The organism is Zhouia amylolytica, from assembly GCF_900116365.1.
GTDB classification, from domain to species: Bacteria; Bacteroidota; Bacteroidia; order Flavobacteriales; family Flavobacteriaceae; genus Zhouia; species Zhouia amylolytica.
On the sequence record NZ_FPAG01000013.1, the window covers coordinates 1 to 24,934 of the forward strand.

Consider the following 24,934-nt stretch of genomic DNA (forward strand, 5'->3'; position numbering starts at 1 on the left):
AAGCTCATCCATCATTCGGATAGAGGGCTACAATATTGCTCCGAGGTTTATCAAACGGAATTGAGAAAAAACAATATCAGACCTTCCATGACTACAGGGTATGACTGTTATCAAAATGCATTAGCCGAAAGAATAAACGGTATCTTAAAAAGTGAATTTTTAATTTATCAATGCAATAACAAGAAAGAACTTGAACTCCTGGTTAAAGAGTCTATTGATACTTACAATAATGTAAGACCACATTTAAGTCTTAACATGAAAACACCTAATTTTGTACATATAAAAAAACCAGAGAAGCGAACTACTCTGGTTTGATTTAACTTTTTTAAAAACTGTCAACCTATATTAGGACGACTCATTAGATTTATATTTAGTCTATAACCTCACTGATTGGATTTCCAGTAGTCGCATTCGGGAATGCGATTCCCAACAATGCTGAGATTGTTGGCGCTATATCAGGTATTTCCGTTCTTTCCGTAGTTTCTCCATGGTTAATTCCATGTCCGAAAAATAATAGAGGTGCATGGGTATCGTAATTAAAATTAGATCCATGCGTTGATCCTGTTCTTGAATAGCTTATCACACCCGGTTCCAGAACCACCATAACATCACCTGATCGTTTGTGATTGTATCCTTTTTGCAATAAATATGGTACTGGTTGGGTAAAGTCATGCTTTCGCATCTCCTGTGCTGTAAAAACTTCAAATACACCATCGTAATTAACCACTTCATTAGCTATAGCCTCTTCAACCTCAGCTAAATCAAGATCTAACTCTTCCAGTTTTTCATAATTAAGGAATATTTGAAAATTAGAGAAGTTCTTAACCAACCCTTTTGCTCCATACTCCTCTTGCAGAAACTCATTTAATTTAACTTTAAAATCTGATGTACTAAAATAGCCCCCAGGAATCTTCACAGACTCCAAATAGGCAGGTACGTGAACAGCAGCATGATCTGCAGTTAAAAAAACCGAATAGTTTCCTTTCCCTACTTCTTGATCAAGCTTATTAAACAGACGCTCCAAATCCTGGTCTAATCGTAAATACGTATCTTCAATTTCAACGGAATTAACACCAAATTGATGCCCTACGTAATCGGTACTTGAAAAGCTTACCGCCAGAAAATCCGTTTCGTCATCTTTTCCTAATTCTTCTCCTTCAATTGCTGCTATAGCAAAGTCGGTAGTCAGGCTATTACCAAATGGCGTTGCCTTAATGATATCATATTCGTTATTCTCTTTCCAAAGTTTATTCAATTTATGAGGAAAAACCGCATCTTTCTCTCCTTTAAATTTTCCTTCAAAATTATTCATATCAGTACCGCTGGCTGTATAAGTTTCAATATCATATAATGTATTCCACTCTTTCTTATATTGTTTTGCCGCATCGGATTTATTAAACCTGGTCACCCATTTAGGAAGTTCATCCATATAATAAGTACTGCTAATAAAAGCACCTTCATCCTTTCCATGAAACCAATAGGCTGCATTGGCACTATGACCAGCTGGAAGGATAGCTCCTCTGTCTTTAATAGCAATGCCTATGACCTTACCTCTCATTTGAGTTGCTAACCTCAATTGATCCGTAACTGTGGTCGTTATCATTCTATTTGGAGACATTTTACCGGCATCCGAATTTGTTCCTACCGAGTTTACATTATCATCCTGAGCGCAATAAACACTTTTATCTATGGTTTTATCATACCAGTCGTTCGCTATAATTCCGTGAAAGGCAGGGGTTGTTCCCGTATAAACTGAAGCATGGCCAGGCCCTGTATAAGTAGGTACATAATTGAAATGATTGTTTTTGCAGTTAAATCCTTCGGCAACCATTCTTTTGAATCCACCGTCTCCATAACGATTCCAAAAACGAGGTAAATAATCGTACCGCATCTGATCGACAACGATACCTACAACTAATTTGGGTTTTTTATAAGCATCATTAACCGATTGCGCACTCAAACCGTTACTAAGAAATAAAGCTGCTATGGCAGTCAAAAAAGCAAGCTTTGACAATTTAATTTTCTTCACTTTGTTTTGTATTTAATATTTCTAATATAAAATTTACGAACCTAAACAAACAAAAATAGGGGATTCGTTTATTATTCGCTTTAAGAATTGGTTAAAATACCGCTTAAGATTATTATTTTTACCTCAGTTATTCTATTTTTAACTTTTAGAGACCATCATCCTGACAGTATTGTTATTAGGGATGGGTGTCCTTAAATAATTACCTGAATTTTAATACATGAAGTATCTTCAAAATATAGGCAAGTACTTTTTAATGATAAGAGAAGTCTTCAATAAACCTACAAAATGGTCGATTATGAAGACTTTAATTTTAAAAGAAATCGACGACCTTATATACGGTTCTCTGGGTATAATCGTATTTATTTCATTTTTTGTAGGTGGTGTAGTTGCCATTCAAACTGCACTAAACATAGACAACCCTCTGATTCCAAAATATTTAGTTGGTTTTGCAACACGCCAATCTGTAATTCTTGAATTTGCACCTACTTTTACCTCTATCATCATGGCAGGAAAAGTAGGATCATATATTACCTCAAGTATAGGAACCATGCGGGTCACTGAACAAATAGATGCCCTAGAAGTAATGGGTATTAATGCATTGAATTATTTAGTGTTCCCAAAGATTATAGCTTTGATGCTTTATCCGTTTATTATTGCCATTGCCATGTACCTTGGAATATTTGGAGGCTGGGTGGCTGCAGTATTTGGAAATTACAGTACCAGTGCTGAGTTCGTACAGGGGATTCAAGTTGATTTTAAGGATTTTCATGTGATCTATGCTTTCACTAAAACCATCATCTTTGCTTTTATACTTGCCACCATTCCTGCTTTTTATGGATTTTATATGAAAGGTGGCGCCCTAGAAGTTGGAAAAGCCAGTACTACTTCGTTTGTATGGACGAGTGTCGTTATCATTATTGTAAATTATATTATTACCCAAATGATGTTGGGTTAATCAATGCTCATAAAAAACAACGGAAATGATTGTAGTAGAAGATCTTCATAAATCGTTTGGAAATGTTGAAATCTTAAAAGGAATTTCAACCGTGTTTGACAAGGGTAAAACCAATCTTATTATTGGTCAGAGTGGTTCAGGAAAGACAGTTTTCCTTAAATCCCTCTTGGGCTTACATACTCCTGACCAAGGAAAGATCATTTATGACGGAAAGGTTTATTCGGAACTCAACGATGATGAGAAAAGAAATCTCCGGCAAGAAATGGGAATGGTTTTTCAGGGAAGTGCCCTGTTTGATTCCATGAACGTTGAAGAGAATGTAATGTTTCCATTAAAAATGTTTACTGATAAGGAATACGATGAAATGAAGGAACGTGTGGATTTTGTTTTAAAAAGGGTAAACCTTAAAAATGCGCACACAAAATACCCGGCCGAATTATCCGGTGGTATGCAAAAACGTGTAGCTATTGCCCGAGCTATTGTCAACAACCCAAAATATCTATTTTGTGATGAACCTAATTCTGGACTTGATCCAAAAACGGCTATTTTAATAGACAATCTCATTCAGGAAATTACAAAAGAATATAACATCACCACAGTCATCAATACACATGACATGAACTCGGTAATGGAAATCGGGGAAAAGATTATCTTTCTTAAAGATGGTCATAAGGAATGGGAAGGCACCAATAACGAAATTTTCAAAACAAATAATGAAGCAGTAACTAATTTTGTTTACTCTTCTGACTTGTTTAAAAAAGTAAGACAAATGTATATTGAAGAAAGGGATTAAAAAAAGGGGCTCATGAGCTCCTTTTTTTAATTGACTTGTTTGACTTCAACCTTAGTATTATTCGTTCTAACTTTTAGCCACTCTTTCATTTTCTCTAACTCCTTGGAGGCTGTTGCTGTCTTTTTCATCTTTACATAAAAAACCGGTATGGTATCAGTTTTTTGGTAATTAGTTTTCATTTGAAACGCAAAGGCAAATTCTTCAAGATTCTGATAATTTATTTTAGCTTCTTTACTTATCTCTGCAAACGGAATTTGGTTATATGCATACATACTCAACTTCTCCAATTCATTTTCCAAAACTGAAATTCGTTGATCTTTAGTTTCCATTTCACGCTTTTTTGATTCATAAAGTTCCGAAACGTATTTAAACTTTTCTTCAGAATCATCCTTACCTCCTTTAATTTCCAATGTTGCATTTTCCAGATACGGATAGGTAGCCATTTGTGTTCTCCAGGTTTGAATTACATTATCGGGTATGGACTCGCCACCACCAAAAACCAATTCAATTATTGGATTATCTCCTCCATTGTATTCTATGGTATTATATTTATCAAGAAAATATCCTTGATCTGAAAATTGATACGTTTTCACCTTCTCATTAATAAATGAATTTGCATTCTTCTTAAACATCGATTCCTGCCACACGTTATAAAACGTAAACAATGCAGGCACTATAACTATAATTGCTACTATAGATGCTACTCTTGCAATAAACCTTCTTCTGGCCGAATTAGCATAGCGCACCATCGGAAATCGTAAAATCTTTAATACCAAAAAGGTAGCCAATCCTATGAAAATCGTATTAATAATGAAGAGATACATAGCTCCACCGGCATATTGTAAATTCCATATAGCAAGTCCAAAACCAACAGTACAAAGCGGAGGCATTAAGGCTGTTGCAATTGCTACCCCAAAGATCACACTTGCTATTGTACCTTTTTTTGCACGAGCAATTACCAGTGCCAAACCACCAAAAAACGCAATAAGTACGTCCCGAATATCCGGAGCAGTTCGAGCTAAAAGTTCTGATGATTCATCTCGAAGTGGAAACAGTTTAAAAAATAAGAAAGCTGTTAAAACACTTAAAACCACCATTACGAGAAAGTTTTTAACGGATCTTCGTAAAGTGTCTATATCATTAATTGCTAATGACATTCCCATCCCCAAAATAGGTCCCATTAGGGGTGAAATTAACATGGCTCCAATAACTACAGCGGTTGAATTTGCATTTAACCCAACAGATGCTATAAAAATGGAACAAATTAAAATCCAGGAAGTATGACCTTTAAAAGCTATATCCCCTTTGATCTCATCAATGGTAGTTTCTTGGTCTGTATTTCCTCTAATATCCAAAAGGTCTGCCAGAAAGGTCTTAAGACTTCCTAGAAGGCCGGAAAAATCCTTTTTAACCTTATCGGTACTTTGATTTATTTTCTCCTCTTGTACCTTGTCTTCCTGTTTGGTATTGTTTGCTTTCTCTTCCATGCCCTATATTAAATGATCGCCTAACTTTTGTTTAACAGAAACCAATACTGTTTTAATATCTTGTTCTTTTTCTTTAGGATAAACCAAAAGAATATTGTCTTTATCCACCACAATATAATCATTTAATCCTTCCATAACGACAATTTTTCCCGGGCCTGTTTTAATAATATTCCTATTACTATTAGTAAGCAAAGTTTTTGCATTCAGAATGGCATTTTGGTTTCCGTCTTTCTCTAGTTCATTATATAAAGAGCCCCATGTTCCTAAATCGTTCCAATCAAAACCTGCTAAAAGTACATGAATATTTTTAGCGTGCTCAAGGATTGCGTAATCTATAGATATGTCTTGTGCCTTTTCATAATTTTCTGCTATAAAATCAGATTCATTATCGGAATTGTACACTTGCATACCCTGAGCAAACAAGGTGTATAGCTCTGGCTGAAACTTTTGAAAGGCATTTACAATACTCCGGACCCCCCAAACAAAAATTCCGGCATTCCATAAAAAGTTTCCTTTTGTTAAAAATATTTTAGCCGTTTCATAGTCAGGTTTCTCTCTAAACTGACGTACCTTTTTAATTTCTACTCCTGATTTCTTTTTGAACTCGATATATCCATATCCTGTATTAGGGAAAGTTGGTTTAACTCCTAGTGTCATTAGAATCTCCTTTTGAGCACATTCTTCAAAGCATCTTTTAATGTTTTTCTCAAAAGTAAATTCATCTTCAATCCAGTGATCGCTAGGGGCAACTAACATAAGGGCATTTGGGTTCTTTTTGAGAATTTTTAATGATGCATATAAAACACAAGGGGCTGTGTTTCGCCTTGCGGGTTCCAAAATTACCTGATCTTCTTTAACATCCACAAGTTGCTCTAAAACAAGTTCCTTATATCGCTCATTAGTTAAAACCAATATGTTCTCTTTTGGAATAAAACGATTCAGGCGTGAGAACGTTTTTTGAATAAGCGTTTGCCCTGACCCTAAAAGATCATGAAATTGTTTTGGATAGCCCTGGGTACTTAACGGCCAAAACCGAGAACCTACGCCTCCGGCCATGATTACCGCATAATAATTTTTATTCATCTTGAATGATTTACTGTGGGAGTTCCTCTACCTCAGCATTTGGTTGAAAAAGATACACCTTACCTGAATTTACTTCAAGACACTCGTATCGCTTTATTTTTCTATTTCCCTTTTTAAAAATTTTACCATTATAGATTCTAAACAAACTCCCATATGGTAATTCAAATATAAAGGTTTTATCGGGTCCTTCATCAAACTGCTTCAATGCTAACGATAATTTAGCATCAGTATCGCTACTTGCTTTGGGATTTCTAAAATGATTTGCCAATACAGGCAGGAGGACAGAAGGGAATATTTCCGGGCGTATGAATGGCAACATTAATTGTTGAAAGGTATACTTCCACTCATTGCCATGGGGTTTGATATAACGACCATACTTTTGAAACGCAATTAAATGTGCTATTTCATGTATGAGCGTTATCAAAAAGCGATACTTATTAAGGCTGGCGTTAACTGTTATTTGATGCATCCCATTGGACAGTCTTCTATAATCTCCATGACGTGTTACGCGTTCATTAACCACTTTTAAATGAACTTCATTTTGCTTAATCAATTCAAAGCACGGTTGAGCAGCATTATCCGGCACATATTTTTTTAAGACGTCAAACATTCAGCAAATTGTTTAGGGTGTACTATTCGAAACCTGCAGTAATTTACCATTGTAATATTTATGACCACTTAAGGAGAATTCATAAATATAAGTTGCCATTTCCAAAGCTGATAATGGTGCCATGTAACCGGGAAAAGCTTCTTCTAACATCTCAGTTTGAACGGCTCCCAATGCTAACACATTAAATGAAGGACCTGTTTCTTTGTACTCTTCAGCTAATAACTCGGTAAGTGTAATCACTGCTCCTTTTGAAGAACTGTAAGCTGAGAGCCCTGCAAATTTCATACTTCCCTGTACACCTCCCATACTGCTAACGCTCACAACATGACTTTGTTTGTTCATATGTGGAATAATTATTCTGGTTAATTCTGCTAATCCAAAAACATTTACTTTGTACACTGCTTCGAATTCAGTTCGCGAGGTTTCGGAAAAAGGTTTATTGAGCAATCTACCTGCATTATTGATAAGCACATCTACATGCTTCCATTCATTTTCTACAAATGATTTCACTCGATTAACATCTTCATCAGTGTTTAAATCAAATGAAAAACTGGTAACATTTGGATACTCTAACTGCGATACGGGTTTATCGTTTCTGGAAAGAGCCAATACTTTATGGCCTGCATCTGCAAAAAGTTTTACCAGTTCAAATCCAATTCCACGGCTAACTCCGGTTATAATTATATGTTTCTTATTACTCATAAAAATAAACTTCCTTCTTTTTAGTATTTGCCATTTGGGTAATTACAGGAATCATCTGTTTGATAAATAAAGTCATATGTGGTATGTCTATCTCCGACATTTCATCATCCACATGGTGGTAAAAATCATAATTTGTAAAATCGAATGTGCATAAGGTCTGAGAAGGCACTTTAAAGACTTCATAGAAAGGATAGTTATCTGATCTTTTAAACAAATTGAACTCTTTAGCTTGAGGTAAAAAACCAACTAAATTTTCATCTCCGGAATATTCATTCATCTTAGCAGCCATATTGGAGGCCTCATACCCTGTTAAATAGGCTGTATAGTCTTTACTCATAGGCACCCCAATCATCTCAAAATTCACCATTGCATATAGATTAATACCTTTTTCTTTTAATTTTGGTGCCAGGTGCTTTGACCCGAGCAATCCTTTTTCCTCGGCCGCGAACAATGCAAATATCAGGCTTCTTTTATTTTCTTTTGTCTTACCGAAATATTCTGCTAATTCTATTACTGCTGTTGTCCCGGAGGCATTATCATTCGCTCCGTTGGCTATAGAATCTTTTTCTATTGCGTCTATGATACCAACATGATCATAATGAGCTCCCAGAACGATAAATTCATTTTTTAACTCCGGATCACTTCCTTCTACTACTCCGACAACATTAAACGCATTTTTAAAATTTGACAAAGAATCCTTGTAGGTTTCAAAATATGGTTTCACCCCGCTTTTAGAAAAAACATGTTCAATATAGTTTGCGGCTTCTTCAAGTCCCTTTGTTCCGGAATCTCGACCCATTAGTAGATCTGAGGACAAAAAATCCATTAATTCAGCTACTGATTCTTCGGTTACAGATTCAGGATTTTCACGGTCATTATATTTGCTATTTGACAAAGGCTTACATCCAAATGCAATTAAGCCAAGGATTGTCACTGAAAGTATATTTTTTATCATCTCTAAATTTTAATTGGATATAAAGATAAAAAAAGAAGCTGCTTTATTTATAAACAAAGCAGCTTTCTAATAAATATATATTATTTGTAGTCTACGCAAGCATAGTAACCGGATTCTCCATATACGCTTTTAAGGTTTGAAGAAACTGTGCTCCAGTAGCCCCATCTACAGTTCTGTGATCGCATGCTAAAGTTACTTTCATGGTATTACCCACAACAATCTGTCCATCTTTAACCACTGGCTTTTGAACAATTGCACCTACAGAAAGAATGGCAGAATTAGGTTGGTTGATAATAGAAGTGAACTCCTGAATACCAAACATACCAAGGTTAGAAACTGTAAAGGTGCTTCCTTCCATTTCTGCAGGCGTAAGCTTCTTATTTCTCGCTTTACCCGCAAGGTCCTTTACCTGACTGCCAATCTGTGTTAAGCCCAGTTGATCTGTGAACTTAAGCACAGGAACAACAAGCCCTTCATCTACAGCAACAGCTACCCCTACATGAACATGATGGTTATACTGAGTGGTATCTCCTTTCCATGAAGTATTAACCTGAGGATGCTTTTTCAATGCCATCGCACATGCTTTTACTACCATATCATTGAAAGACACTTTTGTATCTGGCAGGTTATTAATTTGTTTTCTTGAAGCCATTGCATTGTCCATATCCACTTCTATTGTCAAGTAGTAGTGAGGAGCGTTAAATTTAGACTCTGCTAAACGTTTGGCAATGGTTTTACGCATTTGAGAGTTCTTAACCTCTTCAACACTTTCCTGACCTGCAGGCACAAATGGCTGAACACCACTTACCTCTGTAGAAGCAGGAGCAGAAGTTTCAACTGGTTTGTAGCTCTCTATATCCTTTTTAACAATTCTTCCATTTTCTCCAGTACCTTGTACATTTGCTAAATCGATTCCTTTTTCGGAAGCCATTTTTTTAGCAAGTGGAGAGGCTAAAATTCTACCTCCTGCAGTTGTACTTGTCGTTGCTGTTGCAGCAGGTTTACTTTCAACCACTGGTTCTGGTTTTGCCACAGGTGTATCCTTCTTAGGTTCAGACTTTGGAGTCTCAGTTTGAGCACTTCCACCAGACTTAGAGGCGTTAAGCACTGCATCCACATCGGTACCCTTAGGTCCAATTACCGCCAATATCGAATCAACGGGTGCAGATTCACCTTCCTGAACACCTATATATAATAGGGTCCCGGCATAGAAAGACTCAAATTCCATGGTGGCTTTATCAGTTTCGATCTCAGCAAGAATATCTCCCTCAGTGACTTCATCTCCAATTTTCTTAAGCCAAGACGCAACGGTACCTTCTTCCATGGTATCACTCAGACGTGGCATGGTAACCACTTCTACACCTTCCGGCATCTCTGCAGCCGGAGCAGCTGTATCAGCGGTTGTTTCCTGAGGTGTTTCCGTTTTTTCTTCAACTGTTTCAGTTGCCTGAGCACCATTAATAATGGCATTAACATCCTCTCCCTCATCACCAATAACAGCTAAAAGCTCATCAACTTTTGTAGTTTCGCCTTCAGCAACACCAATATGAAGTAGTGTTCCAGAATAGAACGATTCGAACTCCATAGTAGCCTTATCTGTTTCTATTTCGGCCAATATATCACCTTCTTCTACTTTGTCTCCTACTTTTTTAAGCCATTTTGCAACGGTACCTTCTTCCATGGTATCGCTCAAACGTGGCATATTAATGATTTCTGCCATTATATATTAAAGTTTATGTGATAAAAACGGATAATCTTCTTGTTCGTATACCGTATCGTACATTACATTTTTCTCAGGGAACGGAGACTCTTCTGCAAACTTCTCACATTCTTTAACCCGATCAGTTACACGCTTATTGATTTCTTCAATTTTGGCTTTAGAAGCGTATTTCTTTTCTTTAATGATATCTAATACCTGAGTAATCGGATCAATCTTTTTGTACTCTTCTACCTCCTCTTTAGTTCGGTAATGCTGAGCATCAGACATTGAGTGACCTCTGTATCTATAAGTTTTAATCTCAAGGAAAGTTGGGCCATCACCTTTTCGAGCTCTTTCAACAGCCTCATGTACGGCTTCTGCAACTTTAACAGGGTTCATACCATCTACCGCCGCACATGGCATATCATATCCAAGTCCGAGTTTATAGATATCGGTATGGTTAGCAGTTCTTGCAACTGAGGTCCCCATTGCGTATCCGTTATTTTCACAAATAAACACAACAGGTAAATTCCATAACATTGCAAGATTAAATGTTTCATGAAGTGATCCCTGACGAACAGCACCATCTCCCATATAACATAAAGTCACCCCATCATTACCCTGATATTTATCTGCAAATGCAAGTCCGGCACCAAGAGGAATTTGCCCTCCTACAATACCATGACCTCCATAGAAGTTATGTTCTTTAGAGAAGATATGCATTGAACCTCCCAAACCTTGAGAAGTACCCGTACCTTTTCCGAACAATTCGGCCATTACTCGTTTTGGGTCTACCCCCATTCCGATAGGCTGCACGTGGTTTCGATAAGCTGTTATCAGTTTATCTTTTTTAGGATCTATAGCATGTAAAGATCCTGCTAAAACGGCTTCTTGTCCGTTGTACAAATGAAGAAACCCTCTTACCTTTTGTTGTATATATGCTGCCGCAAGCTTGTCTTCAAACTTTCTCCAAAACAACATATCTTCGTACCATTTCAGGTAAACTTCTTTAGTAACTTTTTTCACACGTTTAAATTTTACTAATTACTACCTATATAAAATAATTCATAAAATTGAGACCGTATGCAACCACTCATTGCCTTCGTTCTCACATTAAAAAACTTCAACACGCTTAAGCTGTAATTAAATTTTATTAATGCTCGTTTCCTTAATCACTTATTTTAACTTTCTAAGCAGATAAATCATTACAATTAATTGCGAACTACAAAAGTAGCATATTCAAAAAAAGTGAAAAAATGAAAAAAGGCTTTTATCTCATTTTTTTGTTAAATAAAGTTGTTTTTATCGAAAAGCAAGGGCAAAAGACCTTTTAATGAATTTGATTTCATCACTTTCCCCACAGCCCCCATGAAGTAGATAGGAATTGGAGACTCCTGATTTATTTCATATTCGGCGATAGCTTGACGACAAGCACCACAAGGAGGAATCGGAGCACTTGTTACATATTTATCGGATGAGGCAGTGATGGCTATGGCTTTTATTCGAACCTCAGGAAACTTAGCACCTGCCTGATATATTGCAACACGTTCAGCACAAAGTCCTGATGGGAATGAAGCATTTTCCTGATTATTCCCCACCACTACCTCTTTATTAGCAAGAAGAATGGCCGCGCCCACCTTAAAATTAGAATAAGGAGCATAGGCATTTTTTCTGGTTTCAACTGCCAGACTCATTAAATCCTGAATATCTTCAGGCAATTCCTGAAGACCTTCGTAAATTTCAAATTCGGATTGAACAGTGAGCTTCTCCATATTTAATAATCATAATAGGTTTCTCCAAAATTAAAAGTTAACCCAAACCTCAAGGTATTTTCTAACGGATTCGACACATTAGAGGTTGAGAATAAGTAGGAGAGATCTATGGTTGTATTATTAAACTTAAACCCTGCACCTAAGGTAAAGTATCTCCGCACTCCTTTCTTCTTACTTTCATGATAATAACCCGACCTAAGAGCAAAAATCTCACGATAATTATACTCAGCTCCCAATGCCCATATTATTTCACTCAGTTCCTCATCAAAACCACCCGGGGCATCTCCAAAGGATTTAAACACTCCCTCGAAAAAACCAATATCGTTATACATTTGGTTATCTACATTATCGATATCTCCATCTCCGTCAAAATCCTTAGGAGTCGGGACTAATAATTTATTGAACTCCGATGAAACAGCAACAGTATTATCCTGATCGAGGATAAAATCAAAGCCACCACCTAATTTTAAATTGGTAGGCAACGAACTTTCTTGTCCCCCTTCATCATATTGAATTTTAGGACCGAGGTTAGAAACATTAAATCCCGCACGCCATCTTCCGTTAAACTTATCATATACTTTTTCTTCAGACTGATAATACCCGGAGACATCAACTGCAAAACTGTTAGCCGATCTGGAATTGGCATCAATTTGTTGCAGTTTTAAATTGGACCTTATATAACGTCCTGTAACGCCCATTGAAAAATAATCACTTAATTTCAGGGAATATGAACCATCAAGTGCAAATTCATTAGGTTCTGCAGGTATTGGCTCATCGTCTATACCCTGACGGAATAAAATCTCACCAAGACCAAAATATTTCAAACTAAACGCATAGGCACTTCTATCATTATATCTATTATAGTAGGTAACATTCATAAGGGAGATATCTGTGGCCAACTCTCTTAAATATGGTGTGTAACTAACTCCGATACCAGCCTGTTCACCAGAAAATGAATATTTCGAAGGATTCCATTGCTGAGAAAAGGCATTAGGTGAAGTTGCCACGCCAAGATCACCCATTCCAGAAGCCCTTGCATCTGCTGAAATTAATAAGAAAGGAACTCCTGTGGTTATTTCTTGATATTCTTCTTGCGAATAAACCATATTCACCATAGAATAAATCAAAATAAACATTAGCATATTCTTCATACGAGAAAAATCTATTTAAGCAAAAATAATCTTTTGCCCCGTTAAAGCAAGTACAAAGCTCACAAAGGTTAACTGAAAGGTTAACGAAGATATGCAGAAAATCTTATAAAAAATGGTCGTCTTTTATATTAAAAACGCCACCAACATACTTTATACAAATCAATTAGACCTTTATTAAAAACGTCTTCCTACGGCATGACTCTCATTTTTATTAACAATCGTCATAATAAAATTACAAAATAAACGTTAAAGGATTAGTGTAATACAACGAAAACGAATTGCATTTTTTATTTCAAAAAATTGAATTTATATAGTTAATTATTATATTGCACAATGTTTTTATGACAACTCAAATCTTAACTATGGGAAAGTATTCTATTAAAATCTTGTCGCTCTGTTTTATTTCAGTAGCGTGTTTTACAGGATGCAAAAACTCTTTATCTTCTAAAAACACCTCCAGGGCAACCGGGTGGCAAATTAACTCCAAAGAAGGTGGTTTTCAATACAACAGCAACTTTAAGGAGCAAGAAACACCTCCAGGAATGGTGTTTGTAGAAGGAGGAACTTTTGTTAAAGGAAAAGTGCAGGACGATGTTATGCACGATTGGAACAACACACCAACACAACAACACGTTCAATCATTCTACATGGACGAAACGGAGGTTACTAATGTAATGTATCTAGAATATCTGGATTGGCTTAAAAGCGTATTTCCTCCAGATGATCCATCTTACAAAAACATTTATGTAGGGGCATTACCTGATACATTAGTTTGGAGAAACCGTTTAGGCTATAACGAAGAAATGGTAGACAATTACCTAAGACACCCGGCATATGCAGAATATCCTGTCGTTGGTGTTAACTGGGTTCAAGCTGCTCAATTTGCAGAATGGAGAACTGATCGTGTTAACGAGCACATTCTTGAGAGAGAAGGATTTCTAGCTCGAAACACAAAATATGCAGTTACACAAGGAGATATCGATGGTACCTTCAGTACTGAAACCTACTTAAACAGACCTGAAGAAGCCTACGGCGGTAACATAGACTCATTACAAGGAAAAGCTCAAAGAGATTCTACAAATGTTTTTGCAAAAAGAACAAGTGGCATCATACTTCCAGATTACAGATTACCTACTGAAACTGAATGGGAGTACGCTGCACAGGCAATTGTAGGCACCAGAGAATACAACAACTACAGAGGTAGAAAAAAATATCCTTGGGAAGGTGAATACACCCGATCTGGAAGAAGAAAAAATATTGGTGATCAACTAGCCAACTTCAAGCAAGGAAAAGGTGATTACGGTGGAATCGCAGGATGGTCTGACGATGGAGCAGATATTACAGCGAAAGTTAAAACTTATCCTCCAAATGACTTCGGGCTTTATGATATGGCCGGTAATGTTGCTGAATGGGTAGCAGATGTATATCGTCCTATAGTTGATGATGAAGCAAACGATTTTAACTATTACAGAGGAAACGTTTATATGAAACCTGCCATCAATCAAGATGGACAATTAAAGATCGTTTCTCAAAGCGAAATCAAATATGACACCTTGAGTAATGGTAGAATTGTAGCCAGAGATCTTCCTGGCGAATTGGCTATGGTTCCAGTAGACGAAAAAGACACCTACTTAAGAACAAACTTCTCTAAAAGTGACAACAGAGACTATAGAGATGGTGATGAAGGTTCTACAAGAAATTTCTATGAAAGGTTTGATGACGGTGAGTCAGAAGAGGACATGTATAATGCTCCAAAGCACAAAATATCCACGGATTCTACCGGAAACATGATCATGGAGTATGACAAGTCTAATAACAGAACAACCCTTATCAATGATGAAGTAAGAGTATATAAAGGTGGTTCCTGGAGAGATAGAGCATATTGGTTAGATCCGGCACAAAGGAGATATTTACCACAATACATGGCTACTGATTATATCGGATTTAGATGCGCCATGTCTCGTGTAGGTTCTAAAGCCAAGAAAAGAACAAAAAGAGCAAGACATTAATACTACACAAATATGTTGATAAAAAGCCCTGTTTAAAACAGGGCTTTTTTTATACATTTATCCTATGAATATTGAAGATATATACAAGGTGTTTTTAAAATGCAACAAGGTTTGTACCGACACCCGTAAATTAGAAAAGGGAGACCTTTTCTTTGCTCTTAAAGGCGATAATTTTAACGGCAATAAATTTGCCCATCAAGCACTTCAAGCTGGCGCTATAGCCGCTGTAATAGACGAAGAACAATACAAAGGACCTAACACTATACATGTTACAGACACTCTTAATACCCTACAGCAATTAGCCAGTTACCACAGAAAAGAGCTTAACACACCTATCATTGCATTAACTGGTAGTAATGGCAAAACGACTACCAAAGAGTTGATTAATGCTGTTCTATCGCAGAAATACAAAACTACTGCAACCGTTGGCAATCTCAATAACCATATAGGCGTACCTCTAACCTTATTAAGCATGGATCATCGTACAGAAATTGGTATTGTGGAAATGGGAGCCAACCATTTGAAAGAAATTGCATTCTTAACTTCTATTACGCAACCAGACTACGGTTTTATCACTAATTTCGGAAAAGCACATTTGGAAGGTTTCGGAGGCATCGAAGGAGTGATTCAAGGAAAAAGCGAGCTTTTCATACATTTAATCTCCAACAACAAAACCATATTCTATAATGCCGATGACCGAATTCAACAAGAAAAACTAGAAGGCTACCCAAACAAATATGGATTTAGCGAGCATACCATTGCTGACATACAAATCACCAACAAAGAAACAACTCCCTATGTTACTGTTTCCTACGCCGAAATGGATATACACACCAATCTAATAGGAAACTATAATTTCAGCAATATTGCAGTTGCAATCACTATTGGACTCTATTTCGACATCGACCTTAACTCTATAAAGAAAGGTGTTGAGGCCTACGTTCCTTCTAACAACCGTTCGCAAATCATTAACAAAAACGGAAAGAAAATCATCCTGGACGCATACAATGCTAACCCAACAAGCATGAAAGCTGCTATAGAGAACTTCGCCCAACAAAAAGGCAAAAAAATCCTGATACTGGGTGATATGTTTGAGTTAGGCAAGGACGCTGCCAAAGAGCATCAAATCATATCTGACCTCTGCTCTACAATGGGTTTTGAAATCGTTCATTTGGTGGGTAAAAACTTTTATAACACCAAAAACAATTTCATTAAGCACGAAACCTATGAGGATCTTGCCAGGGATTTAGACGTTAAGAATGAGCAATCATTAAATATCCTAATCAAAGGCTCAAGAGGAATGGCTTTAGAGCGTATTCTTGACTTATTATAACCAAAAACACCTCTTACAAAAAAATCCCGTAAAGCTATGCCTTACGGGATTTAATATATTCTATTGATAAGTCTTACTTGTAAACTTCATTTTGATCCTCATCAGTCAACGCCTCATTTGCATTGATTTCATCTTGAGGGATTGGTAAACAAAAACGCTTACTTACACTATTTCTAGGAATAATGTTTGGATCGTTACTGATATCATTATTAGTAAAGTCTGACCAATGATCCTTATCTGAAGGAGTTCTATCCAAGTCCTGATCTAATCTCTTTATGTCAAAGAATCTATGTCCTTCAAAGAACAATTCTTTTCTTCTTTCCAAATAGATTTCATCTAACAAATCCTGACCAGTTAAGGTTACAGATGCAACAGTATTATCGGCTCTCTGCTTAATAGTCAATAAAGCACTTTGAGCAGCCGCTGTATTACCTAAGTTTGCTTCAGCTTCAGCTTCGATAAGATACATTTCACTAGCACGAATTCTAGGGAAATCTCCTGTACCTAATGAGCTAACACTTTTATACTTGGTAGTTAAATAACCGTCTGCAGCTCCATACTGGGCATAGGTCTTATCTGGAGAAACATCTCCAATTCTATTTCCGTCAGGATCTAAGTTAACAGGGAACATTTTCTTTCTGAAATCAGTATCTTCAAAAAGTTCGATAAAATATTCAGTAACTCTTAAACTGTTGTAACCAAATACAAATTCAGCACCCGGAGTTCCTGCATTTACATCATTCCCATCAACAACACCATCACCATTGTTATCACCATAGGTGATATTACCTGATGTATAAGTAAACGAAGGAATACTTAAGAAAATGTTGGTATCGTTATCAACGAATCTTTGTTCCCAAATTACTTCTGAGTTCGTACTGTTAAAACCACTTAAATAAGTTTGCTCATCTATAAGAGAAAAACCTGCATAAGCTTTTTTAGCGTACTTAGAAGCATTTTGCCAATCTCCCATCGTTAGATATACTCTTGCCTGTATTGCTGCAACTGCACTAGCATCAATATATCCTTTGTAATCAGCAGGCTGACTTAATTGCTCTGCTAAGGTTAAATCTGAAACTATTTGCTCGTACACCTCACCCACTGTACTTCTTGGAATGTTATACCCATCCAAACTATTCACAGTTGTGTTAATAGGAACACCTCTACCATTAGGATCGTCAGTATACGCCGTTTCACCAAACCATCTTACAAGACTAAAGTAAGCAAACGCTCTTAATGATAAAGCCTGAGCTTTAAGATCGTTCTTTTCAGCCTCATTTCCCTCGATACCATCGATTTGAGATAAGAATAAGTTAGCATTTGAAATTGTTCTGTAACTGTAATAGTAAAGGTTGTAAGCTCTACTACTTTCTACTGTGTAGTTATAACGATACTCATTCACATATCTAGTATAGTTATTACTAGAGATAACTAAAGCATCATCCCCCATAACCGCAGGAATCAAGATACCTCTCGTACCTTCACCATAGTAATAGTTCTGCAAAGAATATAAACCATTTAAATGAATCTTTGCTCCCTCTACAGAGTTAAACAGGACATCTTCTGTAGGTCTGTCTGATGGTTGCTGCTCTAGGAAATCATTACTACAACTTGCAGCACTAACTACCAGAAACAACAATAATAATTTATTAATATATCTTTTCATTTTCATATGTTTTTATAGTCCTAATTTTAATCCCATAACAATAGTTCTTGCATTAGGAGTTACATAACCAGTCAACCCGTTTAGTCCTACTTCCGGGTCAAAACCTTCAAAATCTGATTTAGTCCAAGTTAACAAGTTATTTCCTGAAGCATAAACGGACAAACTATTTACACCAAATTTATCCAACACATCTCTATCAACTGAATACGAAATGGTAACGGACTTCAATTTAGCATAAGTACCATCGTATAAGTATCTAGTAGACAAACCACCATTAGAGTTATTTGAATTATTCGGAATGAAACGAGGTACATCTGTAATATCACCAGCCTGCGACCAAGAGTTTGCTTGTTTAGCAGATAATTGGTATCCTAATTCATTACCATCATTTAATAAGTCAGCTTCAACCTGATCTAGGATCTTTCCACCAATGCTAAAGTAAGTATTTGCAGATAAGCTCCATCCTTTATAGCTCCAAGTTGTCTGGAAACCTCCATAACCATCAGGAAGTGCAGAACCTACATTAAATCTGTCTGCTGTATTATAATCATTAGTTGTTTCAAGCGTTTCGTTACCATCCGCATCAACAACTCTAGTATACCAAAGTGGATCACCATTATCAGGATCAACTCCAGCCCATCTTCTTAGGTAAAAATCATAAATACTTCCACCTTCTTTCCAGATCTTAGTTCCGTTAATCTGTTCTTCAGTAGGCAAACTTAAGATCTCATTCGTATTAATTGTATAATTAGCAGCAATATCCCAATTAAAGTTTTCACCGTCGATCAATCTATAATCTAGACTAAATTCGAAACCTGAGTTTCTAACTGACGCTGAGTTTTTAATTACATTAGCAAAACCTGAAACAAGTGAAATTGGAGTCTCATATAATAACTGAGAAGTTTCTCTGTTATAGTATTCCGCACTACCGTTTAATCTATTTCTAAATAAACGGAAGTCTAGACCAACGTTTAAAGTAGCACTTTCTTCCCATGAAAGATCTGGGTTACCAGGCTTAAATAATGCATTACCAGGCATACCGTCATAGTTCCATGATGAGAAGTTTGTAATATAGTCATACAACCCTACTCGATCATTTCCTGAAGTACCATAACTACCTCTTAATTTTAGGTTATCTACCCAATCAACACTCTGCATAAACTCTTCACCAGAAATTCTCCAAGAACCTGCAACCGAGTAAAAGTTACCAAATCGGTTATTTTCTCCGAATCTACTAGAACCATCACGTCTGTATGAAGCAGATATTGAATATTTATCCTTCCAATCGTAATTTACACGACCGAAATACGACATAATAGACCATTTATCAGTTGTTGAACTTGCCCCTTCATATTGCGCAGCGTTCGCTAAGTCTGATAACACTACATCACCATAGATAGCATACTGAGTAGCATGTGCAGTAATTACACGATTTCTATTTTCTGAACTCTCGAAACCTGCTAACACATTAAAGTGGTGATCACCAAAAGTTCTGTCATAGATAAACTTCTGTGAAGCTGTCCATAAAGAATTCCATGAAGCGATCGCATACCCTCTACCGTTAACACTTGGCCCATTACCATGGAATGGATTATAAAACTGGAAATCATCAACACTTGAAAAGTCGATAGACTCATCGGTTCTAAATTTCAATCCTTCTGTAATGAAATCTAAATCGAACTCAGCAAAAATACCAGACAAAACTCTGTAAGTCTTTGTATTATACACATCATTCTCTACTGTATATAACGGGTTAAAATCTAAACTTACGGGATTGTTAAAGTTATACACTCTATTACCCTTATCATCTAGCACGATATTACCATCAGCATCTCTTTGATAAACCGGAATGGCATTTGCATATAACAAAGCATTTCTAACTGCTGAAGCACCAGCGGTACTTGCAGAGGCTCTGTTTTGGTTTGTGTAAGTTAATGAAGTATTTGTTCCAACCTTAACTTTATCAGAAAGTTGAGTCTCTAAATTAATTCTGGTAGAAATTCTCTCAAAATCAGTACCACCAACGATACCTGTTTGATCTAAATACCCCAATGAAGTAAAGTAAGATGTTTTTTCAGTACCACCAGAAGCACTTAAATTGTATTCTTTGATCTCACCGGTTCCAAACACCTGATCAACCCAGTCAACATCTGTAGCAATTTGCGCACCTGGCACAAGCTGACCGTCAGCACCAATTGGATTTACAACGTTGTATGGGTTATTACCAGATAAGGCAGCTACAGTACGCTGATTAGCCTCGTCAGAAGAATATCCATTCGCAATATACCCATCGTAGTAAGTACGATAATACTGTGCTGAATTCATAAGGTCATACCCTTCTCTTGGCAATGAAGAAAGACCATACTTAGTATCGAAATTAATTCTTACTGTTCCTTTCTTACCTTTTTTGGTTGTAATTAAAACCACCCCGTTAGCAGCTCTAGCACCATAAATTGACGTAGAGGCAGCATCTTTTAAAACGGTTACTGATTCTACATCAGCAGGATTTAAAGAAGATAACACATCAGAAGTCGCTAAACTTCTATCTCCCTCTTCTGCTAATTCTGATACGTTACCGTTATTCACGATAACTCCATCAATAACATAAAGGGGAGAACTGTTAGCACTCAACGACCCAATACCTCTAATTCTAATGGCCGAACCTGACCCAGGATCACCAGAGGTACTGTTCACTTGAAGTCCACTTGAATTACCTTGTAAAGCATCAGTAAAAGTAGCTACAGGAATATTCTCAAGCTCCGGAGACTTAACCTCAGATGCAGAACCTGTAAAAGTAGCCTTCTTAGCTGTACCATAAGCCACAACTACCACTTCTTCTAAAGCCTGTGAATCTTGCTCCAATGAAACATTTATAGTTGAAGAAGCTCCTACAACTCTTTCTGTAGTTTTTAAACCAACATAAGAATAAACTAATGTTGATCCATTTTGAACATTGATGGAATAATTACCATCAAAATCTGTTTGAGTACCATTTGTGGTACCCTTAACAATAACACTCGCCCCTGGCAACGGCAGACCATCTTGATCTGTTACCACACCGGTTACTGTTTTTTCCTGAGCCATCGCAATGACTGAAATCAGGAACACCTTTAAAAACAAGTAAAACCTAATTCTCATAAAAGTTAATAATTTGAGTTAGTAATAAATAATAGATCCAGAAGACTCTATAGAACTTAATCGCCTTATTCCTGAAACAAATTGGAATAACATCGATATTCAGAAGTTAATACAAATCTATACAGCCAACTGAAACCGCAACAAATGACGTTAAACGAATGTTAAACATGATAAACTCCGACCCAAATTAATAGTTCCCGACCTATGTTAACACCTAGACCAAACAGGGGTTTTAACACATTAGACCCTTAATAACACAACTAAACGCATTATTTATTAAAAAATCCGCATATAGACGATTAAATCAATAAAAACTTATAGGTTTATTAAGACAGTCGGGCTTTGCTAAGAATTAAAGCTTACAAAAAGTAAAAAATATACTCAACCTGAGTTAGGCAGGAAGATGATTAACTCAAGTTTTTAAAAAGAAAAATTATCACAATAGCTCTGTAAAATGGAGTATCTAAAAGAAAAAAAGGCCAGGTTCGATATTTTATAAAGAGGACTAATTCAAATAAAATACTTAACAAAGTTTAGTAGATAACACTACTCCCAGCCTTTATTAAGGCAAATTAACGACATAACGTCTTGACATAAATTAACTCCGATAGAAAATAACACAATCCCGACAAGAATTGACACTTCGGTATGAAGTTTACAGAAAATTTAAGAATTAAAACCTCTCTTGACACCATTAATATACTCAGTAGGTGTCATCCCTGTTCTTTTCTTGAAAGCTTTGTTGAAAGATACTCTATTACTAAAACCGACGCTGTATGCTATTTGAATAACACTTTCATTTAAATGATTAGAGCTATTTAATAGGATTTTAACCTCTTGCACCCTATAATCATTCAAAAGCTCATAGAAACTCTTATCAAACTCCTGATTAATGACCTGCGATGCACTATAGCGATCAGTATCGAGTAATTCGGCAAGCTTATCCAATGTAATATCATTTTCCAAATAAACCTTATCAACTTCAAGAAGCCTTAATAAATCATTCTTATACTGAGCCACCATACTTTCTGTCAACCCACTATTCTTATATTTTTGAACAGAATGAGAATAGTCAGTGGCATCCGTTTCAAGCTCCATACCCTTCTCGCTCTCAAGGCCCGAATCTTCCAAAGACTCTTCTTCCTTCTTTGATATAAAACTCTTAACCAGGACTCTTTCGTCAAAAAATATCACTAAGGCCGTAAACAATATAAATACAGAGAACAGAATAGCGAAAATATAACTGGCAATATAAACAAACCAAACCTCATCATTAAGCACAGCCCTCACTAACAAAAGTCCGATTAAGTGCATATAATACACAAATAAAGCAATAATATATTTCTTATGATACCTTGAGAGACTACTATTAGCCTTAACATAAAGCTTATACATCCCGACAAAATACAGCAGTAAGAAAAGCACCTTAAACCAGACACTATTCGCAATGAAGTCAAACACAAGGAAAATTAAATTTCCAGAATTAATATCATTATTCGCGGTAAAGGAGAGGTACCAAATACCAAAAAAGCATATGAAGAAAGCGAAATAATGACCCAGCAATTCTTTTGCTGTTATTTTTAAAACCTCCGAACTTAACTTTACCTTCAAAAAAAGATATATAGATGGGGCCCATAAAAAAAAGAACAGCCTATATAAAGGAACCACGGGATCGTAACTCCAATCTTCGGACCAATACAAAACCAACTCCAAAATAGCAAGGGAAATGGCTAGTACAAATACAGAAAGGTATGAAATTGCTAAATTCCGCTTTGATTTCATAATAAGGTTAATGCCAAGCACAATTCCGGAAATACCTGCCAATAAGAAAAGAGTATTAAAGAACAAGTTATGTATATGAAACCTATCTTCAACACCTCCAACAATTTCGTGCGCTGAAGAAAACGAATTAATATAACTCAAAAAATTTATCAGCATTTAAACCTAACAAAAATTAACCACAATTATTTAATAAAAAAGAATTCAAAAGTAACAAGTAAAACAAAAACTAACTTGGTGATATTCCTTAAATTTTAGTTAATTAACCTGAGTTAACACCATAAAAAAAGGAGATGAAAAAACATCTCCTTCTTGTGGGCCCTGCTGGATTCGAACCAGCGACCCCCTGCTTGTAAGGCAGGTGCTCTGAACCAACTGAGCTAAGAGCCCGATAAAAACATTAAGACAATAATTGTGGGCCCTGCTGGATTCGAACCAGCGACCCCCTGCTTGTAAGGCAGGTGCTCTGAACCAACTGAGCTAAGAGCCCTCACTTCTTTATTGCGGATGCAAAAATACAATTGTTTTTGACTCACACAAAAAAATCCAGCATTTTTTTCTAGATTATTTCAGCAACCACAAAAGTGCTCCCCCCTATGTAAATGCAATCCCCGGGACCAGCATTTTTCTTTGCGGCCATATAGGCCTCACTAACAGAAACATAAGAACTTCCATTTAATAAAAACTTTGCTGCTTCATTTTTTAGAACTTCAACACCAAGGGCACGAGAAATTTCTGGTTGACAAAAGTAATATTCTGCATTCCGTGGAAAAACCGACAAAATCTCTTGCAAATTCTTATCCTTTACGACACCCAAAACAATATGCAACTTCTCACATGGCATCTTAATTAATTGCTGTAACACCATAGAGAGCCCCTCCTTATTATGTGCCGTATCGGCAATTACAAGCGGACTTTGCTGTAGTTGTTGCCATCTACCAAGCAAACCTGTATTTAAAACAACCTTTGACAGTCCGGTAACAATATCAGATTCGCTAATTTTAAATTTACTTTTTAATAAATGGATTGCGGTGACGACTCCTTTTATATTTCGTTTCTGATAATGCCCCCGTAAGTCTGACTCATAGGAATTAAGCAATTCTGATCCTAAGTAAAGATCAGATCCAAGCGTTTCTGCCACCTGTTTAAAAACAGGGTAGGTATCCTGATGATATTCACTAATAACAACCGGAACACCAGGTTTTATAATCCCTGCTTTCTCATAAGCAATTTGCTCCAGCGTATCCCCCAACATATCGGTATGATCTAATCCGATATTAGTAATCACAGAAACCTCAGGAGTAATAATATTCGTAGAATCTAACCTGCCTCCCAGCCCAACTTCTATGATAGCAATATCTACTTGGTTAGCTGCAAAAAAATCATAGGCCATACCAACGGTCATTTCAAAAAAAGAGCAATCATGATTTTCAAAGAATAGTTTATGCTCAGTAATAAACTCAACTACTTCCTGTTCAGAAATAGGCAAACCATTGATCTTAATGCGCTCTCTAAAATCTTTTAAATGGGGCGAAGTATACAAACCAACCTTATAGCCGGCCTCCTGGAACACCGATGCCAACATATGACTAGTAGACCCCTTTCCGTTCGTCCCAGCCACATGAATACTCTTAAAACGCTTCTCAGGAGATCCTAAATGCTTAGCAAGCGCCTTTATGTTATCTAATTTTGCTTTAAAAGCCAATTTTCCCTGCTTTTGATACATAGGAAGCTGGCTGAACATCCAATTCAGAGTTTCTTGATATGTCATAA

General features: G+C 36.5%; 19 protein-coding genes and 2 tRNA genes. 5 read left to right on the forward strand and 16 right to left on the reverse strand.

Features of this window, described 5'->3' with window-relative positions:
* Positions 1-315, forward strand: a 315-nt coding sequence (locus BM361_RS16555) for an integrase core domain-containing protein (RefSeq protein WP_139226745.1), incomplete at its 5' end; no start/stop codon positions are given.
* Between the two features lie 55 nt (positions 316-370).
* On the opposite strand, the gene pafA is transcribed toward BM361_RS16555, so the two are convergent.
* The gene (gene pafA, locus BM361_RS16560; protein ID WP_083425994.1) at positions 371-2,029 is read right to left on the reverse strand and encodes an alkaline phosphatase PafA; all 1,659 of its coding nucleotides are present in this window, start codon (positions 2,027-2,029) and stop codon (positions 371-373) included.
* Between the two features lie 217 nt (positions 2,030-2,246).
* Here pafA and BM361_RS16565 point away from each other — a divergent pair, with 217 nt between their 5' ends.
* Together BM361_RS16565 and BM361_RS16570 are read left to right on the forward strand one after the other, a co-directional pair.
* The gene (locus BM361_RS16565) at positions 2,247-2,984 is read left to right on the forward strand and encodes an MlaE family ABC transporter permease (protein ID WP_074980245.1); all 738 of its coding nucleotides are present in this window, start codon (positions 2,247-2,249) and stop codon (positions 2,982-2,984) included.
* 25 nt (positions 2,985-3,009) lie between these two features.
* Positions 3,010-3,777, forward strand: a complete 768-nt coding sequence (locus tag BM361_RS16570) for an ABC transporter ATP-binding protein (RefSeq protein ID WP_074980246.1) — start codon at positions 3,010-3,012, stop codon at positions 3,775-3,777.
* Between the two features lie 26 nt (positions 3,778-3,803).
* Here BM361_RS16570 and BM361_RS16575 read toward each other — a convergent pair whose 3' ends face one another.
* From BM361_RS16575 to porV, 9 genes are all read right to left on the reverse strand, one after another.
* Positions 3,804-5,264 (reverse strand): DUF389 domain-containing protein, encoded by a 1,461-nt coding sequence (locus BM361_RS16575; RefSeq protein ID WP_074980247.1) that lies wholly within the window; start codon positions 5,262-5,264, stop codon positions 3,804-3,806.
* Positions 5,265-5,267: 3 nt separating this feature from the next.
* Entirely contained in the window at positions 5,268-6,347 is a 1,080-nt protein-coding gene (locus BM361_RS16580) for a mannose-1-phosphate guanylyltransferase (protein WP_074980248.1), read from the reverse strand.
* A 10-nt stretch (positions 6,348-6,357) separates the two neighbouring features.
* The gene (locus BM361_RS16585) at positions 6,358-6,957 is read right to left on the reverse strand and encodes a SprT-like domain-containing protein (RefSeq protein ID WP_074980249.1); all 600 of its coding nucleotides are present in this window, start codon (positions 6,955-6,957) and stop codon (positions 6,358-6,360) included.
* A 12-nt stretch (positions 6,958-6,969) separates the two neighbouring features.
* Complete coding sequence (locus BM361_RS16590; protein ID WP_074980250.1) at positions 6,970-7,659, reverse strand: SDR family NAD(P)-dependent oxidoreductase; 690 nt, start codon at positions 7,657-7,659, stop codon at positions 6,970-6,972.
* The gene (locus tag BM361_RS16595) at positions 7,652-8,614 is read right to left on the reverse strand and encodes a M28 family metallopeptidase (protein ID WP_074980252.1); all 963 of its coding nucleotides are present in this window, start codon (positions 8,612-8,614) and stop codon (positions 7,652-7,654) included. The genes BM361_RS16590 and BM361_RS16595 overlap by 8 nt, the downstream gene beginning before the upstream one ends.
* A gap of 91 nt (positions 8,615-8,705) precedes the next feature.
* Positions 8,706-10,334: a pyruvate dehydrogenase complex dihydrolipoamide acetyltransferase gene (locus BM361_RS16600; protein WP_074980253.1), complete on the reverse strand. Its 1,629-nt coding sequence runs from the start codon at positions 10,332-10,334 to the stop codon at positions 8,706-8,708.
* A gap of 6 nt (positions 10,335-10,340) precedes the next feature.
* Complete coding sequence (pdhA, locus tag BM361_RS16605) at positions 10,341-11,339, reverse strand: pyruvate dehydrogenase (acetyl-transferring) E1 component subunit alpha (protein ID WP_038260545.1); 999 nt, start codon at positions 11,337-11,339, stop codon at positions 10,341-10,343.
* Positions 11,340-11,599: 260 nt separating this feature from the next.
* Positions 11,600-12,085: a cytidine deaminase gene (gene cdd, locus BM361_RS16610; protein WP_074980255.1), complete on the reverse strand. Its 486-nt coding sequence runs from the start codon at positions 12,083-12,085 to the stop codon at positions 11,600-11,602.
* 2 nt (positions 12,086-12,087) lie between these two features.
* Entirely contained in the window at positions 12,088-13,236 is a 1,149-nt protein-coding gene (gene porV, locus BM361_RS16615; protein ID WP_074980256.1) for a type IX secretion system outer membrane channel protein PorV, read from the reverse strand.
* A 362-nt stretch (positions 13,237-13,598) separates the two neighbouring features.
* Between porV and gldJ the strand changes: the two genes are divergently transcribed.
* Positions 13,599-15,245 carry a gliding motility lipoprotein GldJ gene (gldJ, locus tag BM361_RS16620; protein ID WP_038260538.1) on the forward strand — a complete coding sequence of 549 codons (1,647 nt, stop codon included), beginning with the start codon at positions 13,599-13,601 and terminating at the stop codon, positions 15,243-15,245.
* A gap of 64 nt (positions 15,246-15,309) precedes the next feature.
* The gene (locus BM361_RS16625) at positions 15,310-16,578 is read left to right on the forward strand and encodes a UDP-N-acetylmuramoyl-tripeptide--D-alanyl-D-alanine ligase (protein WP_074980258.1); all 1,269 of its coding nucleotides are present in this window, start codon (positions 15,310-15,312) and stop codon (positions 16,576-16,578) included.
* 73 nt (positions 16,579-16,651) lie between these two features.
* Here BM361_RS16625 and BM361_RS16630 read toward each other — a convergent pair whose 3' ends face one another.
* The 6 genes from BM361_RS16630 to BM361_RS16655 form a co-directional block, all read right to left on the reverse strand.
* Positions 16,652-18,244 carry a RagB/SusD family nutrient uptake outer membrane protein gene (locus BM361_RS16630; protein ID WP_175496600.1) on the reverse strand — a complete coding sequence of 531 codons (1,593 nt, stop codon included), beginning with the start codon at positions 18,242-18,244 and terminating at the stop codon, positions 16,652-16,654.
* A gap of 12 nt (positions 18,245-18,256) precedes the next feature.
* Positions 18,257-21,382, reverse strand: a complete 3,126-nt coding sequence (locus BM361_RS16635) for a SusC/RagA family TonB-linked outer membrane protein (protein ID WP_055725792.1) — start codon at positions 21,380-21,382, stop codon at positions 18,257-18,259.
* 666 nt (positions 21,383-22,048) lie between these two features.
* Positions 22,049-23,305: a helix-turn-helix domain-containing protein gene (locus BM361_RS16640; RefSeq protein ID WP_175496601.1), complete on the reverse strand. Its 1,257-nt coding sequence runs from the start codon at positions 23,303-23,305 to the stop codon at positions 22,049-22,051.
* Between the two features lie 171 nt (positions 23,306-23,476).
* A tRNA-Val gene (locus tag BM361_RS16645) sits at positions 23,477-23,551 on the reverse strand.
* Between the two features lie 25 nt (positions 23,552-23,576).
* Positions 23,577-23,651: transfer RNA gene (locus tag BM361_RS16650), tRNA-Val, on the reverse strand.
* Between the two features lie 69 nt (positions 23,652-23,720).
* Positions 23,721-24,932, reverse strand: coding sequence for a bifunctional folylpolyglutamate synthase/dihydrofolate synthase (locus tag BM361_RS16655; RefSeq protein WP_074980291.1), 1,212 nt, complete (start codon positions 24,930-24,932; stop codon positions 23,721-23,723).
* Positions 24,933-24,934: the final 2 nt, after the last annotated feature.